Source organism: Corallococcus sp. AB045, assembly GCF_003668895.1.
Lineage (GTDB): Bacteria > Myxococcota > Myxococcia > Myxococcales > Myxococcaceae > Corallococcus > Corallococcus coralloides.
Genome location: NZ_RAWN01000003.1, coordinates 19889 through 35374 on the forward strand (window position 1 = coordinate 19889; position 15486 = coordinate 35374).

The following is a 15486-nucleotide window of genomic DNA, read 5'->3' on the forward strand; positions in this document are numbered from 1 at the left end:
TCAGCCATCGTGCAGGACGGAGCACTGGAGCGTCCTCCTTGCGTTGAGGAGCGTGGCGCTGGCATCTCCGATTCAGCCATCGTGCAGGACGGAGCACTGGAGCCGTGCACCTGTGTGGAGAAGGCTGTCCTCGGTCTCCTCTCGCCAGCTACCGAGGACACCGAAGCGCTCGGGTCTGCGCCCTGCCTCTATGCGGATGCCCTCCTCGTGGGGCCAGACTGCGGGGCGCCACCGTCTCCAGATGCCCCAGGATTCGTCCCCCGCGAGCCCCGTGGGGAGTTCTCCGCGAACGCAATGGGCGCCAACTTGGGACTCCTGTTCGACTGCCGGACAGGTATTGCCGCCTCGGCTGCGGAAGGTGGCCTCCAGCAGCCTGAATCTCCGCCCCTCGGAACCACCGGCCCAGACTTTGGGGCGGTGCGTACGGAGGGCGATCCGATTCATGCCCCCCAGGGGCCCTTGGGCGCGTGGGCTGCACGCCACTGGCACTTCCTTGCCCATTTCCTGGGCCTGTCTGCGTCGTCGTGTGCGGCGAAGTTTCTTCGCGTCCGAGCTCGCTCATGAAGCTCCGCACGCCGGCCCTTGTGTTGGAGCGCTTGATCCGATGGAGCTTGGACTCCACTGCTCGCGCCGGACTTTCGCGCCGGCTTTGTCGGCGACCTTCTGGCGACGGACTCCGCTCAAAACCACCGTGTCCGCCCCTAAGCGGGGCGGACACAGTCCAGCTCCCCTCCCCCTCGCCAGGCCACGAGCTGGACGCGACCCGGCTTCCCTCCCCCGAAATCCGCTACCGCGTCGCGGCCCGGCGCGCCGGCGTCCGCCTCTTCACGGTCCGGTGCGCCTGCGCCTTCATCGCAGGCATGCGCCGCGCCTTGTGCGCCCGTGCCGTCACCGGACCCCTGCGCGCATAGCCCGCGGGCCGCAGCGTCTTCTTCGCCATCACCGCCTTCTTGCGCTGCGCCGTGGCTCGGGCCGCGGGCCGCAGCGTCTTCTTCGCCACCGGCCGCTTGCGCATCGCCGGCCTCGCCTTGCGCACTGGCGCCATCTCCATCCGACGCAACTGCGACTCGAAGCGCGTCAGCGCCTTGCGGAACAGGGCCGCCTTGCGCCGCGTGTCCATGCGCCCGCCGATCACTCGGCTCCCCATGGGGACGCGCATCGCCTCACGGCGCAGCCGGTGCGCCAGCTTCTCGTATTGGTCCACCATGCCGCGCGCGCGCCGCACCATCCCCATCAGCTCGCGCCGGGACAGCTCCATCAGGTTGCGCGGCGCACTTGCCAGCACCAGCCGCATCTCCCGCGCGTTCATCAACGCCGTCCCCGTCTCCCGCATCTTGCGCATGTCCGCCCCCTCCCTCGGGTTCGCCAAACAGTCGCAACGTTTGGGGCCCTTCCCGACAGCGGCAAGGAGGACACGGCCGGGGCCTGCCCCACCGCCCGTCCCCGCGGAACAGGGCTGCTGTCCTGCACTCAGCCGGACGCGCTCACCGGCGGCCCGTCCAGCAGCAGCGCCAGCTTCTCCAACGCCAGCCGCGCACGCGTCTTCACCGTCCCCAGCGGCTGGCCCGTCTTCCGCGCGATCTCACTCTGGGACAGCCCGTCGAAATACCCGAGCAGCACCACCTCCCGCTGCTCCGGCGGCAACCGCGCCATCGCCGCGCGCACCCGCGCCTGGTCCTGCGCCGCGGCGGCGGAGTCATCCGGTGACGGCGGCGTCGCGCTCACCGGTGGCGATTGCTGCGCCACCCCCTCCACCATCCGCGACACCGTGCCCAGCGCACGCAGCCGGTCGATGGACCGCGTGCGCGCGATCGTCGTCACCCACGTCTCCAGTCCGCCGCGCTCCGGGTCGAACTCGCGCGCGCGCCGCCAGACCTCCAGCAAGGTCTCCTGCAGCACCTCCTCCGCGTCCGCGCGCGTGGGCAACAGCCGTACCGCGATGGCGAACGCCCGCGCGGCACACCTCGCGTAGACGTCCCGCATGGCCGCCGCGCCGCCGAGCGCCACCTGCTTCAGCAGGTCGCGGTCGGCCGACAGGTCACTCGCTTGCTGAGCAGCGGAGTCGTTGGGCGCCATGTTCGTCCCGGATACCGCAACCGGAGGGGCGGATCCCAGCTTCAACCATCGGGGCCCGTCCACCCAGCCCCTCGGGCTGGGCGACCGCTCCCTCCGTTCCTAACGTTGACAGGCCAACGCGACCAGGCAGCAGCCATCTTCAATCAACAACACCCGCACATTGCTGCCTGGAGCCACTGACTCAGAGTCCTATAAGGGGCCGCCAGCCGATATGACCGAACGACTCGGAAGCGTGTTCATCGAGAACGTCCAGCCGGAGCTGGACGCGGGGCGCTACGCCATCAAGCGCGTCGCCGGAGAGTCCCTCACCGTCCGGGCGGACATCTTCAAGGAGGGCCACGACGTCCTCGTGGCCGTCGCCCGCTGGCGCCAGGTCACCCCCGCCGCGCAGAAGACGGACTGGGCGGAGGTCCCTCTCGCCTTCAAGAACAACGACGCCTGGGAAGGCGCCATCCCGCTCGCGAACAACGGCCGCTACGAATTCACGATTGAAGCCTGGCCGGATCTCTTCCGCACCTGGGCGCATGAGCTGAAGCGCAAGGTGGACGCCGGCCGCGACGTGAAGAGCGAGCTGCTGGAGGGCGCCGCGCTGCTGGAAGGCGCCGCCGCGCGCGCCAAGGGCAAGTCCGCGGAGGACCACCGGCTGCTCGCCGAGGCAGGGGCCCGCCTGCGCACGCCGCCCACGCCGGACCACCTCCTCGCCGCGCTGTCCTCCGAACTGGCGGACGCCGCGTCACGGCACCCGGACCGCACGCTCGCCAGCAGGTACGACAAGGTGCTGGAGGTGTTCGTGGACCGGGAGAAGGCGCGCAACGCCGCCTGGTACGAATTCTTCCCCCGCTCCGCGAAGCGCGACGGCAAGACGCACGGCACCTTCAAGGACGCGCAGGCCTGGCTGCCGTACATCCAGAAGCTCGGCTTCGACACCGTCTACCTGCCGCCCATCCACCCCATCGGGCGGACCGCTCGCAAGGGCAAGAACAACAGCCTGCGCGCGGAGCCCGGTGACGTGGGCAGCCCTTGGGCCATTGGCGCCGCGGAGGGCGGCCACAAGGCCGTGCACCCGGAGCTGGGCACGCTGCAGGACTTCCGCGCGTTCGTGGACGCGGCGAAGGCCCACGGCATCGAGGTAGCGCTGGACCTGGCCTTCCAGTGCTCGCCGGACCACCCGTACGTGAAGGAGCATCCGGAGTGGTTCCAGCACCGCCCGGACGGCACCATCAAGACGGCGGAGAACCCGCCCAAGCGCTACGAGGACATCGTCAACTTCGACTGGATGGGCCCCGCGCGGGACGCCCTCTGGAAGGAGCTCAAGTCCGTCGTCCTGCACTGGGTGGACAACGGCGTGCGGACCTTCCGCGTGGACAACCCGCACACCAAGCCCATGCAGTTCTGGCACTGGCTCATCCGCGAGGTGCAGGACCTGCACCCGGACGTGCTCTTCCTGTCGGAGGCCTTCACCCGCCCCAAGGTGATGAAGGCCCTGGGCAAGGTGGGCTTCACCCAGTCGTACACGTACTTCACCTGGCGGCTCTTCAAGGACGAGCTGCGCACGTACCTGGAGGAGATCACCCAGCCGCCCGTGGCGGACTACTTCCGCGGCAACCTCTGGCCCAATACGCCGGACATCCTCCCGGAGAACCTCCAGAACGCGGGCCCCGGCGCCTTCCGCCTGCGCGTGGCGCTGGCCGCCACCCTGTCGTCCGTGTGGGGCATGTACTCCGGCTACGAGCTGTGCGAGGGCCGCCCGGTGCCGGGCAAGGAGGAGTACCTGGACTCGGAGAAGTACCAGCTCGTCGCCTGGGACTGGGACCGGCCGGGCAACATCTCCGACTGGGTCGCCAGGCTCAACGCCATCCGCAAGGCGCACCCCGCGCTCCAGCACTACCAGGGCTTGCGCTTCTTCGAGTCCGACAACGACCGCGTCGTCTTCTACGGCAAGCGTTCGCCAGACGGGCTCAGCACGGTGCTGGTGGCGGTGAGCCTGGATCCGTACTCGCCCCAGGAAGCCCTGCTCCGCGTGCCCATGGAATGGCTGGGCGTCACCGCGGAAGAGACGTATCAGGTGCAGGAGCTGATGGCTGATCAGCGCTCGCTCTGGCAGGGCCCGGACGTGCAGGTGCGCCTGACGCCCGAACAGCCCGCTGCCATCTGGGCCGTGTACCGCTACCGCCGCACCGAACACGCGTTCGACTACTTCGAGTGACTCCCTCCGAGAGGCGTATGGACCTGGATCCGCTTTGGTACAAAAAAGCGCTCATCTACGAGCTGCACATCCGCGCATTCCATGACTCGAATGGGGACGGCCACGGGGACATCCCGGGCCTGATTGAAAAGCTGCCGTACCTCCAGGACCTGGGCGTGGACTGCCTGTGGCTCCTGCCGCACTACCCGTCCCCGCTGCGCGACGACGGTTACGACATCGCGGACTACTACGGCATCCACCCGGACTACGGCACGCTGGCGGACTTCCAGCGGCTGGTGGAAGAGGCCCACAAGCGCGGGCTGCGCATCATCATCGAGCTGGTGGTGAACCACACCAGCGACCAGCACCCCTGGTTCCAGGAGGCGCGCAGGGACCCCAAGAGCCCCAAGCGCAACTGGTACGTCTGGAGCGACACGGACGAGTCCTACAAGGGCGCGCGCATCATCTTCACCGACACGGAGCGCTCCAACTGGACGTGGGATCCGGTGGCCAAGCAGTACTTCTGGCACCGCTTCTTCAGCCACCAGCCGGACCTGAACTACGACAACCCCGAAGTGCAGGAAGCCATGCTGGACGTCATGCGCTTCTGGCTCAACATGGGCGTGGACGGGTTCCGCTGCGACGCCGTGCCCTACCTCTTCGAGCGCGAGGGCACCAACTGCGAGAACCTCCCGGAGACGCACGCGTTCTTGAAGCGCCTGCGCAAGACGATCGACTCCGAGTACCAGGGCAAGGTGCTGCTCGCGGAGGCGAACCAGTGGCCCGCCGACGTGCGCGTGTACTTCGGCGAGGGCGACGAGTTCCACATGGGCTTCCACTTCCCGGTGATGCCCCGCCTCTTCATGGCGGTGCGCCGCGAGGACCGCACGCCCATCGTGGAAATCATGCAGCAGACGCCGGACATCCCGGAGTCCTGCCAGTGGGCCATCTTCCTGCGCAACCACGATGAGCTGACGCTGGAGATGGTGACGGACGAGGACCGGGACTACATGTACCGGGAGTACGCCACCGACCCGCGCATGCGCATCAACCTGGGCATCCGCCGCCGCCTGGCGCCGCTGATGGACAACGGCCGGCGCCGCATCGAACTGATGCACAGCCTGCTCTTCACGCTGCCCGGCACGCCGGTCCTCTACTACGGGGACGAGATCGGCATGGGCGACAACATCTACCTGGGCGACCGCAACGGCGTGCGCACGCCCATGCAGTGGACCGGCGACCGCAACGCGGGCTTCAGCCGCGCGGACTACGCGCGCCTCTTCGCGCCCGTCATCGCGGATCCCGTCTACGGCTACCAGTCCATCAACGTGGAGGCCCAGGAGCGGCAGAAGTCCAGCCTGCTCCAGTGGGTGAAGCGGATGATTGGCATCCGCCAGCGCTACCCCGTGTTCGCCATGGGCAGCTTGCGCTTCCTCACCACGGAGAACCGCAAGGTGCTGGCCTTCGTGCGCGAATGGGAGGGCCTGACGGTGCTCGTCGTCTGCAACCTGTCGCGCTTCGCGCAGCCGGGCGTGCTGGACCTGCGCGAGTTCGAAGGCAGCATCCCCGTGGAGTTGATTGGAGAGACGCCGTTCCCCCGCATCAGCGACCTGCCCTATCAGCTGTCGATGGGGCCTTACATGTTCCTGTGGTTCCGGTTGGACAAGCCGCTGCAGGCGAAGGAGTAAACCCGCGTGACCCCCCTGGACCTGACCAAGCTGCCAGACTTCCTCAAGGCCCAACGTTGGTTCGCCGGCAAGGCGTGGCCCATCAAAAGTGTCAGCGTGGCCGACCACGTGAACATGGACCTGGGCACGTGTACCTTCACCCTGGCCATCATCGAGGTCGTCTACGAGCTGGGAAATCCGGAGCGCTACCAGCTCCAGGTCCGGCACACGGCCGACGGACTGGTGAGCGCGCTGGAGGACGACGACTGCGTGCGCGCCCTCTTCAACCTCGCGCGTGAGGACCGGCAGGTGGTGTCCGGCTCCGGCCGCGTGGTGGGTGAATGGATCGCCTCCACGGACAGCGGCGTGGCGCTGCCGGATCCGCTCTCCGTGCGCCGGCTCAACGTGGAGCAGAGCAACACCTCGCTGGTGCTGGGCGAGCGGGTCATCGTCAAGGTCATCCGCAAGCTGGAGGCCGGCGTGAACCCCGAATACGAGGTGGGCCGCTTCCTCGCGACGAAGACGTCCTTCCGCGCGACGCCGCAGCTGGTGGGCGCGCTGAACCTGGAGGGCCCCGCGGGCGCGACACTCGCGCTGGCGCACCGCTTCGTGCCGGACGCCGTGGACGGCTGGAAGTACACGCTGGAGCGGCTGCGCCAGGAGAAGGCGCTGAGCGACGGCTTCCTCGCGGACATGCGCGACCTGGGCGCGCGGCTGGGAGAGCTGCACAAGGCCTTCGCCTCCGCGGGGCCGGACGACCTGGCGTTCTCCCCGGAGCCGCTGCTCCAGGAGGACCTGCAGCGCTGGAGCGCGTCCATCGTGGGCGAGCTGGGCGTGACGCTGGCGGACGCCGGGCGGCTGCACGCGGACCTGGAGGGCCGGCGCGACGGGCTCATCGCGTACGCGAAGCGGCTGGCGCAGGTGGCGCCCTCCGGCCAGAAGGTCCGCATCCACGGCGACCTGCACCTGGGCCAGGTGCTGCGTTCGGACAACCAGTGGCTGTTCTTCGACTTCGAGGGCGAGCCGTCCCGCTCCTTCACCGCGCGCCGGGAGAAGTACAGCGCGCTGCGCGACGTGGCGGGGATGATCCGCTCGTTCGACTACGCGGAGGCCACCGTGGCGTTGGAGGGCGGCCAGCCGCGCGGGCGCGTGGGCCCCACCCGCGACGCGTTCCTGGAGGGCTACCGCCAGGCGACGCGCGGCGTCCCCTTCCTGCCCGACAGCGATGAAGCCTTCCACGTGATGTTGCGCGCCTTCGAACTGGAGAAGCTGTTGTACGAAGTGCGCTACGAACTCGCCAACCGGCCGGACTGGGTGCGCATCCCCGTCGAGGCCCTGTTGCGGATGGAGGATGCCCAGTGAGGAAGCCTGCGGACAGAGCACAGGTGGACGCGGAGCTGCAACGCGTGGTGGAGCTGCGCCACCCGGAGCCCCACTCCATGTTGGGCGTCCACCCGGACGGCGACGCGGTGGTGGTGCGCGCCTACCGCCCGGAGGCCGTGGCCATCCACGTCCTGCCGGAGTTCGGGGGCAAGGTGCCCATGCAGCACCGCACCGGCGGCGTCTTCGAGGCGCGCATCAACGGCCGCACGGAGCCCTTCAGCTACCTGCTGGAGGTGGAGTACCCGGGCAAGAAGGTCTTCACGCTGCGCGACCCGTACAGCTTCCTGCCGACCATCGGGGAGATGGACCTGTACTTCGCCGGCGAGGGCCGCCACGAGCGGCTCTGGGAGCGCATGGGCGCGCACCTCATCCACCACAACGGCGTGAAGGGCACGTCGTTCGCCGTCTGGGCGCCCACCGCCCGGGGCGTGTCCGTGGTGGGAGACTTCAACGGCTGGGACGGCCGCCTGCACGCCATGCGGCGCATGGGGTCCTCCGGCATCTGGGAGCTGTTCGTCCCGGAGGTCGGCGAGGGCACCCGCTACAAGTTCGAGATCAGGCCCGGCCACGGCGGCGGCCCGCTGCTCAAGGCGGACCCCTTCGCCTTCCGCACGGAGACACCGCCCGCCACCGCGTCCGTGGTGCATGACCTGCAACGCTACGCCTGGGGCGACAGCGCGTGGCTGGAGGCGCGCGAAAAGCACGTGGACGCGGCCCACCACCCGTGGAGCGTCTACGAGGTCCACCTGGGCAGCTGGCGCCGCGTGGTGGAGGACGGCGACCGGCCCATGACGTACCGCGAGCTGGCGCCGGAGCTGTCTCGCTACGTGAAGGAGCTGGGCTTCACGCACGTGGAGCTCTTGCCCGTGTCGGAGCACCCCTACGGCGGCTCCTGGGGCTATCAGGTGGGTGGCTACTACGCGCCCACCTCGCGCTTCGGCCACCCGGACGACTTCCGCTACCTGGTGGACTACCTGCACCAGGAGGGCATCGGCATCATCGTGGACTGGGTGCCGGGCCACTTCCCGCGTGACAGCCACGCGCTGGGCCAGTTCGACGGCACGTCCCTCTACGAGCACTCCGATCCACGGCAGGGCTCGCAGCCGGACTGGGGCACGCTCGTCTTCAACTTCGGGCGCAACGAGGTGCGCAACTTCCTCATCGCCAACGCGCTGTTCTGGCTGGAGGAGTACCACGTGGACGGGCTGCGCGTGGACGCGGTGGCCTCCATGCTCTACCTGGACTACAGCCGGAAGCACGGCGAGTGGGTCCCCAACCGCTGGGGCGGCCGGGAGAACGAAGAGGCCATCCAGTTCCTGCGCGAGCTCAACGACACCATCCGCCGCAAGCACCCGGGCGTGGTCGTCATCGCGGAGGAGTCCACCGCGTGGCCCAAGGTGTCCCAGCCCGTCAGCGAGGGCGGCCTGGGCTTCCACTTCAAGTGGAACATGGGCTGGATGCACGACACGCTGTCGTACTTCTCCAAGGACGCCGTCTACCGGCAGTTCCACCACAACCAGCTCACCTTCGGCCTGCTGTACGCGTTCAGCGAGCACTTCATGCTGCCGCTGAGCCACGACGAGGTGGTGCACGGCAAGGGCAGCCTCTACGGGCGCATGCCGGGAGACGCGTGGCAGAAGCGCGCCAACCTGCGCGCGCTGTTCGCGTGGATGTGGGCCCACCCGGGCAAGAAGCTGCTCTTCATGGGCGGCGAGTTCGGCCAGCCCGCGGAGTGGAACCACGACAAGAGCCTGGACTGGCACCTGCTCAACGACCCGGGCCACAAGGGCATCCAGAAGCTGGTGGCTGACCTGAACCGCGTCTACCGCGACGTGCCCGCGCTGTACGACTCGGACAGCGAGCCCCTGGGCTTCCAGTGGCTTCAGCCGGACGCGTCCGCGGCGAACGTGCTGGCCTTCGTGCGCCGCTCGCGTACGCCCGGCCGTCACGTGGTGTGCGTGGCCAACATGTCGCCGGTGCCTCGCGAGGATTATCGCGTGGGCTTCCCGCTCCACGGCCGTTATGTGGAGCTGGTCAACACCGACGCCGGGGAGTACGGCGGCAGCGGCATGGGCAACCGGGGCCAGGTGCACACGGAGCCCACGGGCTGGGACGGTCAGCCCGCGTCCGCGACGCTCACCCTGCCCCCGCTGTCGGTGGTGTGGTTCACGCCGGGGTAGCAGGCCCCGGCCTCACCGAAAGGACCTGGGGCATGGCGGCAGGAGCAGCAGCGAAGCGGAAGCTGGGAGCGACGGGCCTGGAGGTGTTCCCGCTGTGCCTGGGCGGGAACGTCTTCGGCTGGACGGCGGACGAGGCGACCTCGTTCGCCGTGCTCGACGCGTTCGTGGAAGGCGGCGGCAACTTCGTGGACACCGCGGACGTGTACTCGCGGTGGATCCCCGGCCACGTGGGCGGTGAGTCGGAGACGGTGCTGGGGAAGTGGATCGCCTCGCGCAAGGCGAAGGACCGCCTGGTGGTGGCCACGAAGGTCGGCGCGGAGACGGCGCTGGGCAAGGGCCTCACGCGCGAGCACATCGAGAAGAGCGTGGACGCGTCCCTGCGCCGCCTGGGCGTGGAGCGCATCGACCTGTACTACGCGCACTACGACGACCCGAACACCCCCTTCGAGGAGACGCTCCGCGCCTTCGACGCGCTGGTGAAGGCGGGCAAGGTGAAGGCGCTGGGCCTGAGCAACCACACCGCGGAGCGCGCGCGGGAGGCCCTGGACACGCAGAAGAAGCTGGGGCTTGCGCGCTACCTGGTCATCCAACCGGAGTACAACCTGGTGGAGCGCCCGAAGTTCGAGGGCGCGCTCCAGCAGCTGAGTGAGCAGGAGGGCCTCGCCGTGGCGCCCTACTTCGGGCTCGCCGCGGGCTTCCTCACCGGCAAGTACCAGGAGGGGCAGCCGGCGCCGGCGTCACCGCGCGCGGGCAACGTGCTCAAGAAGTACGGCAATGCGCAGGGCTGGGGCGTCGTCGCCGCGCTGAAGAAGGTGGCGGAGCGCCGGGGGGCCACGCCGTCGCAGGTGGCGCTCGCGTGGTTGGAGGCGCGGCCCACGGTGGTGGCGCCCATCGCCAGCGCCACGTCCGTGCCGCAGGTGAAGGAGCTGCTCGGGGCCTTCTCCCTGAAGCTGGAAGCGGACGACCTGCGCGAGCTGGACAGCGCGTCGTCGAAGTAGAGCTGTCCTAGCCTTCGTCCGTGACGAGGACGGTCTTCAGACGTGCCAGGACGGGCTCTGGCACGTCGATGAAGGACAGGCCCACCTCGAAGCGGGCCACCGCGTCCTTGGGTAACTTGATGGCCCAGACGATGCGCGCCGTACATTCCAGCGAGCTGCCGTCCGGAAGGAACAACTCCAGATCCAGGCGCGAGCCCACGTCCTGCGGATCATCCGAGTAGATGCGCGCGCCCCCGAGGCTGACGTCGAGCACCTGCTTCTTTTCACCCACCTTCATGCGCGCGGGGCGCGAATAGAGGGGCGCGTGGATGCGGGGGAAAGCGCGGCGATCGATGTGGGAGGTCATCTGGAGTGTCACGTTCCGCCATCCTAGCGTGCCTGTCACGAAACGGCATATCGCCCCCCCAGGCGAGGAGGCGGGCCGGTGGGTCGGACCACCTCCTCCGTGGGTTCGAGGCAACCCTACCCGGGAGTACCGCCCAGGTCCTCGAGCTCCGGTGCGTCCCGAGCCAGCTCGTCGCAGATGAGCGCCTGGATGCGGAAGGCCAGCCGCGCCTCCTGGACCACCTCCTGGGCCTCGCCCTCCGTCAGCGGCACCTCGTCCAGCCGGGCCACGAGCCGGCCCTGGAAGGCGAGCAGCTCCGCGGCGGACACCGCGTTGTAGAAGGCCGTGCCCCGGCCGTTCTCCAGCTCGAACGCCCGCGCGATGAGCTCCGAGCGCTGGGGCGCGGTGTAGAGGTCCTGGACGCAGCGGGCCCAGGCATGGGCGATGAGCAGGTGCGGGGCCTCCGCCGCCACCTCGCGGATCCGCTCGGCGTGCAGCCGCGTCTCCACGCAGGCGAAGGGCTTCGTGCGCGTGTCGCCGCAGAACCAGTCCAGGTCCGCCAGCAGCGCGGAGGCCCGCCGCAGCTCCGGCAGCCGCAGCACGCGCGTGAGCGGGCCGTCCTTCAGCGCCGGCAGCACGGCCTCCAGCGCCTCGTAGACGACGTGCAGCTGGCGCAGGTGGTTCACGTAGTGGCGCGCCCGCACGAACTGGCCGTAGACGCCGCCGTTCCACGCGCCGTGGAAGAGCGCCTCCAGGAAGGTGGACTGCTCCGCCTGGCGCCGAGCGCCCCCCGTCCCCTCCTCCAGCCGCAGCGACAGCCGCTGCGTGGACGGAAGGCCCGCGGGGGCCGTGGACGCGGAGGGCAGGCGCTTGTCCCTCGCGGAGCGCTCGAAGCCGCCCCAGCGGATCGTCCCCCGGACGGTGCTCACTGCTTCCACCCGCCGGTGGGGGCCGGCTCCTGGGCCTCCGCCTCGTGCGCGGGCGCGTGCGGCAGCTCCAACTGATGGATGGCCTCCACCAGGGTGTGGCCCAGCGCGCGCAGGACGTCCTCCTCCAGGCGAAGCGTCACCGGCCCCACCGCCAGGTGGATGTGCCCACAGCTGCACCGCGTCACTTCAGCGCACGGGCCTCGCGCCAGCACCGCCCTGCAGCATCCCTGACCGAGCATTGCGTCCTCCAGATGACTTTGATTATCGAAATCAAATTCATAAGGCCACAACGCCCCTCCGCCGTCAAGCCCGGTCCAGGCAGTTCTGATCCGGAGGCTGGTGGCCAACGCCCCAAAGACAGACATGAAACACACAAAACAAAGACAAACAACTCAATCAATTGCATACATTTGTCTATTTTTATTTCATGTTTCACCCCGAGACGGCCGCCTGTCCTTTTGTTCATGTAGGCATGGGCGTCAGCCGACGCGTCAAAACTCCCTGAAGGTTTGTTCAGGTCCGTTCGGGGGCGCTCGGGGAGGCGCGGAAAATGACTGAAGGTTTGTTCAGGTCGCGTTCAGTCGAAAACCGCGGTTAGGAAAAGAGGACCATGCGGCGACCACTCTTGCTGGCGACCTTCCTGGGGCTGGCGTGCCTGCGGACCGGCTGCAAGTCCAACTCGACCAACGCCCCCGAGCCCTCCCCTTCCATCCAGGACTCGGGCGTGGTGGACGCAGGCCCACAGCCTGTCACCTGGAACCTTCAGGCGGCGCAGGTCCAGGTTCCGGAGGGCATGCGAGGCGCTCCGTTCGATGTGCCACGCTCCCTGAACATCCCATCAGGCATGTCGGTGTCGGTCTGGGCGCGGGTGCCGGGCGCGCGTTTCATCGCCTTCTCTCCGGAGGGCACCCTGCTCGTCTCCGTGCCCGGCCAGAACAAGGTGATGCAGGTGCGCCCCCGTGCGGGCCAGGCCCCGGAGGTGACGCAGTGGGCGGGAGGACTGGGCCGGCCCCACGACATCGTCTTCCACGAGCGCGACGGGCAGGTGTGGGTCTTCCTATCGGAGAAGGACCGCGTCACGCGCTCGCGCTGGACGCCCGGCGAGACAACGCGCGGCACGGTGGAGACCGTCGTCACGGGACTGCCGGACGCGTCCCTCCCGGAGCTGCACGGCGCCTACGGCCACGAGCTCAAGAACCTGGCGGTGGACTCGCGGCACCGCGTGTACGTGGCCATCGCGTCCACCTGCAACGTGTGCCTGAGCGACACCACCAGCGACCCGCTGCGCGGCGCCATCTACCGGTGGGACTGGAGCGGCGGCTCACGCGAGCTGTTCGCCCGGGGCCTGCGCAACGCGGAGGGGCTGGCGTGGGAGCCGGGCACCGACACGCTGTGGGTGGCGGTCAACAACCGCGACAACACGCCCTACCCGTTCCACATACCAGCCCACGGAGGAGGTGGACCTCGTCACGGGCTTCAAGAACCCGGACCTGAGCGTGTGGGGCCGGCCGGTGGACGTGGCCCTGGCCCCGGGTGGTGGCTTCATCGTCAGCGACGACCAGGCCGGAGCGCTCTACCGCATCGCCCCCACCGCCTGGCCGTAGCTCAGCGCGACTCGCCGCGCGCCAGCTTCTCCACGTAGTCCGCGGGCAGCCCGGCGCTCTTCGCGCCGCGCACCAGCGCCTCCACGAAGCGCGGGCTCACCGGCCCGTCCGACGAAGCGCGGCGCGGGTTGGTCACGAACGCGGTGGCCTCCACCTCCTGGCCGTCCACGAGCACGCGCACCGTGCGCTCCACGCACATGCTGGTGACGAAGCCCTCCTTGTGCTGGACGATGGGCCAGTCCTTGCCGGGGATCTCGAAGAGCCGGCCGTACACGCGCGCGCCCGGCGCGTCCGTCAGGCCCGCCACCCGGCCGCCCCACCAGCGCGACGGGAAGTCGTAGACGAGGTCCACGTCCAGCGCCTCGGCGAGCCGGCCCTCTGGCAGTTCGAAGAAGCCGTAGCTGTGCTGCTGCTTCCACTCGTCGAAGGCGGCCCGGTCCAGGATGGTCGAGTACGCGAAGTAGCGCCGGGGCGCGTTCGCGTCCGCCTGCTCGCGCGCCTTCATCACCTGGTCGTAGTGCGAATCCATTGTGTGTCCTCCCGCCTCTACCGCTCGCCCTTGCGCGACAGGGCGCCGTCGCGGAACGCGCCCAGCACCCCGCCCACGTCCAGGCGCGACGTCTTGATGAACAGCCGCAGCGCGCGCTCCACGTGGTCGGCCAGCACGGCCATGCGCTCCAGCCGCCGCAGCTTCTCCGTCTGCACGCCGCCGGCGCCCTCCGCCAGCCGGCGCGCCTCGGACAGGTCCGCGCGGATGCGGGTGACGAAGGCCGCCTCGCGCTCCTCCACCACGTGCGTCACCATCCGCACCAGGTCCGTCTCCGCCGAGTAGCGCCACACCGTGTCCTGCGGCACGCGCACCCGCTGGACGACGCCCCAGTGCTCCAGGTCGCGCAGCAGCATGGACACGCCGCCCTTGGACAGGTCCAGCTCGCGTTCAATCTCACCGGCCGTCAGGGGCTCACCGCGCAGGTAGAGCAGGCCCCACACCCGGCCCTGGTTGCGCTTGAAGCCCCAGAACTCGATGACGTTGCCCACCGCCTCCACCGCGATGGCTTCCCATGGCGCCAGCCGGCCATTCTGCGGCGGCGCGACGGTCTTCTGGCTCCCGGGATCCCCCCCCGTCCACAGGTAGCCTTTCATGCAGCGCGCCCCTTCACCTGCTGCGCGATGCCCTCCGACAGCCGGTGCGCCCAGCTCATCAGCTCCGCGCCCGCGGCGTCATTCGCGAAGGGCCCCAGCTTGTCGAGCGCCGCTTCGATTTCGACGTTCATCATCTCCATGGACGCCTCCACCGCGCCGGTGGCCTCGATGGCGGCGCCAATCTCCCGGGTGCGCTCCGGGGTGATGACGGAGAACGCCCACGCGTCCTTGAGCTTGCGGCGCAGGGACTCGTCCCGCGACACCGCCAGCAGGATGGGCAAGGACGGCGTGCGCGAGTGCACGTCCGCGTACCGGGGCTTGCCCACGTCCGTGCCCAGGATGTCGCGGATGTCGTCGGCGATCTGGAACGCCACGCCCAGGTGCCGCCCGAAGGCGTCGAAGCGCGCCTGCGCCTCCGGCTGCTCCCCCAGCGTCGCCGCGGCCTTGCCGCACCAGCCGAACAGCGAACCCGTCTTGCCCTCGGCGATGTAGCGCAGCCGCGTGAGCGGCAGGTTCATGTCCCCGCGCGCCTCCACCTCCGCGATGGCCGCGCGGGTCATCTCCGTGACGATGGCCAGGCCGCTCTGCACCAGGCGCGCGTCCAAGAGGGACAGCCGCGACAGCGCCGTGGACAGGATGAGGTCGCCGCTCATCACCGCGACGATGTTGCCCCAGCGCGCGTTCACCGTCGGGCGGCCCCGGCGGAACATGCCCGCGTCCACCACGTCGTCATGCAGCAGGCTGGCCGAGTGGATCATCTCCGCCGCCACACCCACATCCACCAGCCGGCCGGCCGGCACCCCCACCACACCCCCGAACAGGCGGACGAGCATGGGGCGGGCCCGCTTGCCTCCGGCCCCCAGGCACAGGTGGCGCGCCGCATCCATCAGCGTATCGCCCTTCACGTCCGGCCCGACGTCGCCATCCGCGAGCAATTCGGTCAGACGCTGCTCCACCTGCCCCAAAAACTCCGTCAGCTCGTGAGCGACATCCATG

Annotated in this window: 14 protein-coding genes; 6 read left to right on the forward strand and 8 right to left on the reverse strand. The window is 69.4% G+C overall.

Features of this window, described 5'->3' with window-relative positions; genetic code table 11:
• Nucleotides 1-787: 787 nt before the first annotated feature.
• Nucleotides 788-1342 (reverse strand): hypothetical protein, encoded by a 555-nt coding sequence (locus tag D7Y21_RS01070; RefSeq protein ID WP_121710676.1) that lies wholly within the window; start codon nucleotides 1340-1342, stop codon nucleotides 788-790.
• Between the two features lie 128 nt (nucleotides 1343-1470).
• Nucleotides 1471-2076, reverse strand: coding sequence for a sigma-70 family RNA polymerase sigma factor (locus tag D7Y21_RS01075; RefSeq protein ID WP_120567231.1), 606 nt, complete (start codon nucleotides 2074-2076; stop codon nucleotides 1471-1473).
• Between the two features lie 211 nt (nucleotides 2077-2287).
• Here D7Y21_RS01075 and D7Y21_RS01080 point away from each other — a divergent pair, with 211 nt between their 5' ends.
• The 5 genes from D7Y21_RS01080 to D7Y21_RS01100 are packed head-to-tail and all read left to right on the forward strand — an operon-like array spanning nucleotide 2288 to nucleotide 10489.
• Nucleotides 2288-4282, forward strand: a complete 1995-nt coding sequence (locus D7Y21_RS01080) for an alpha-1,4-glucan--maltose-1-phosphate maltosyltransferase (protein ID WP_121710678.1) — start codon at nucleotides 2288-2290, stop codon at nucleotides 4280-4282.
• A gap of 17 nt (nucleotides 4283-4299) precedes the next feature.
• Entirely contained in the window at nucleotides 4300-5949 is a 1650-nt protein-coding gene (gene treS / locus D7Y21_RS01085) for a maltose alpha-D-glucosyltransferase (RefSeq protein WP_120567229.1), read from the forward strand.
• A 6-nt stretch (nucleotides 5950-5955) separates the two neighbouring features.
• A complete protein-coding gene (locus D7Y21_RS01090; RefSeq protein WP_121710680.1) occupies nucleotides 5956-7290 on the forward strand; it encodes a phosphotransferase in 1335 nt (444 codons plus the stop codon).
• Nucleotides 7287-9491, forward strand: coding sequence for a 1,4-alpha-glucan branching protein GlgB (gene glgB / locus D7Y21_RS01095; RefSeq protein ID WP_120567227.1), 2205 nt, complete (start codon nucleotides 7287-7289; stop codon nucleotides 9489-9491). The genes D7Y21_RS01090 and glgB overlap by 4 nt, the downstream gene beginning before the upstream one ends.
• Nucleotides 9492-9523: 32 nt before the next feature.
• Nucleotides 9524-10489: an aldo/keto reductase gene (locus D7Y21_RS01100; RefSeq protein ID WP_121710683.1), complete on the forward strand. Its 966-nt coding sequence runs from the start codon at nucleotides 9524-9526 to the stop codon at nucleotides 10487-10489.
• A 7-nt stretch (nucleotides 10490-10496) separates the two neighbouring features.
• Here D7Y21_RS01100 and D7Y21_RS01105 read toward each other — a convergent pair whose 3' ends face one another.
• The 3 genes from D7Y21_RS01105 to D7Y21_RS01115 form a co-directional block, all read right to left on the reverse strand.
• Complete coding sequence (locus D7Y21_RS01105) at nucleotides 10497-10847, reverse strand: PilZ domain-containing protein (protein WP_233591973.1); 351 nt, start codon at nucleotides 10845-10847, stop codon at nucleotides 10497-10499.
• Nucleotides 10848-10951: 104 nt separating this feature from the next.
• Nucleotides 10952-11743, reverse strand: a complete 792-nt coding sequence (locus tag D7Y21_RS01110; protein ID WP_120567225.1) for a heme oxygenase (biliverdin-producing) — start codon at nucleotides 11741-11743, stop codon at nucleotides 10952-10954.
• A complete protein-coding gene (locus D7Y21_RS01115; protein ID WP_120567253.1) occupies nucleotides 11740-11982 on the reverse strand; it encodes a hypothetical protein in 243 nt (80 codons plus the stop codon). Before D7Y21_RS01115 ends, D7Y21_RS01110 begins: the two co-directional genes overlap by 4 nt.
• Before the next feature lie 371 nt (nucleotides 11983-12353).
• On the opposite strand from D7Y21_RS01115, the gene D7Y21_RS01120 reads away from it, so the two are divergent.
• A complete protein-coding gene (locus D7Y21_RS01120) occupies nucleotides 12354-13385 on the forward strand; it encodes a sorbosone dehydrogenase family protein (RefSeq protein WP_147443393.1) in 1032 nt (343 codons plus the stop codon).
• On the opposite strand, the gene D7Y21_RS01125 is transcribed toward D7Y21_RS01120, so the two are convergent.
• From D7Y21_RS01125 to D7Y21_RS01135, 3 genes are read right to left on the reverse strand one after another with little or no spacing between them, the layout of a single operon-like run.
• Entirely contained in the window at nucleotides 13349-13876 is a 528-nt protein-coding gene (locus tag D7Y21_RS01125; RefSeq protein WP_121710685.1) for a gamma-glutamylcyclotransferase, read from the reverse strand. The genes D7Y21_RS01120 and D7Y21_RS01125 overlap by 37 nt on opposite strands.
• 17 nt (nucleotides 13877-13893) lie before the next feature.
• Entirely contained in the window at nucleotides 13894-14490 is a 597-nt protein-coding gene (locus D7Y21_RS01130) for a GbsR/MarR family transcriptional regulator (protein ID WP_120567222.1), read from the reverse strand.
• Nucleotides 14487-15485: a polyprenyl synthetase family protein gene (locus D7Y21_RS01135; protein WP_120567221.1), complete on the reverse strand. Its 999-nt coding sequence runs from the start codon at nucleotides 15483-15485 to the stop codon at nucleotides 14487-14489. Before D7Y21_RS01135 ends, D7Y21_RS01130 begins: the two co-directional genes overlap by 4 nt.
• Nucleotide 15486: the final 1 nt, after the last annotated feature.

Coding starts and splice junctions, on each gene's coding strand:
- D7Y21_RS01130 (WP_120567222.1), bottom strand. CDS start 14,490: ATGAAAGGCTACCTGTGGACGGGGGGGGATCCCGGGAGCCAGAAGACC.
- D7Y21_RS01115 (WP_120567253.1), bottom strand. CDS start 11,982: ATGCTCGGTCAGGGATGCTGCAGGGCGGTGCTGGCGCGAGGCCCGTGC.
- D7Y21_RS01070 (WP_121710676.1), bottom strand. CDS start 1,342: ATGCGCAAGATGCGGGAGACGGGGACGGCGTTGATGAACGCGCGGGAG.
- D7Y21_RS01075 (WP_120567231.1), bottom strand. CDS start 2,076: ATGGCGCCCAACGACTCCGCTGCTCAGCAAGCGAGTGACCTGTCGGCC.
- D7Y21_RS01135 (WP_120567221.1), bottom strand. CDS start 15,485: ATGGATGTCGCTCACGAGCTGACGGAGTTTTTGGGGCAGGTGGAGCAG.
- D7Y21_RS01120 (WP_147443393.1), top strand. CDS start 12,354: ATGCGGCGACCACTCTTGCTGGCGACCTTCCTGGGGCTGGCGTGCCTG.
- D7Y21_RS01125 (WP_121710685.1), bottom strand. CDS start 13,876: ATGGATTCGCACTACGACCAGGTGATGAAGGCGCGCGAGCAGGCGGAC.
- treS (WP_120567229.1), top strand. CDS start 4,300: ATGGACCTGGATCCGCTTTGGTACAAAAAAGCGCTCATCTACGAGCTG.
- D7Y21_RS01080 (WP_121710678.1), top strand. CDS start 2,288: ATGACCGAACGACTCGGAAGCGTGTTCATCGAGAACGTCCAGCCGGAG.
- D7Y21_RS01100 (WP_121710683.1), top strand. CDS start 9,524: ATGGCGGCAGGAGCAGCAGCGAAGCGGAAGCTGGGAGCGACGGGCCTG.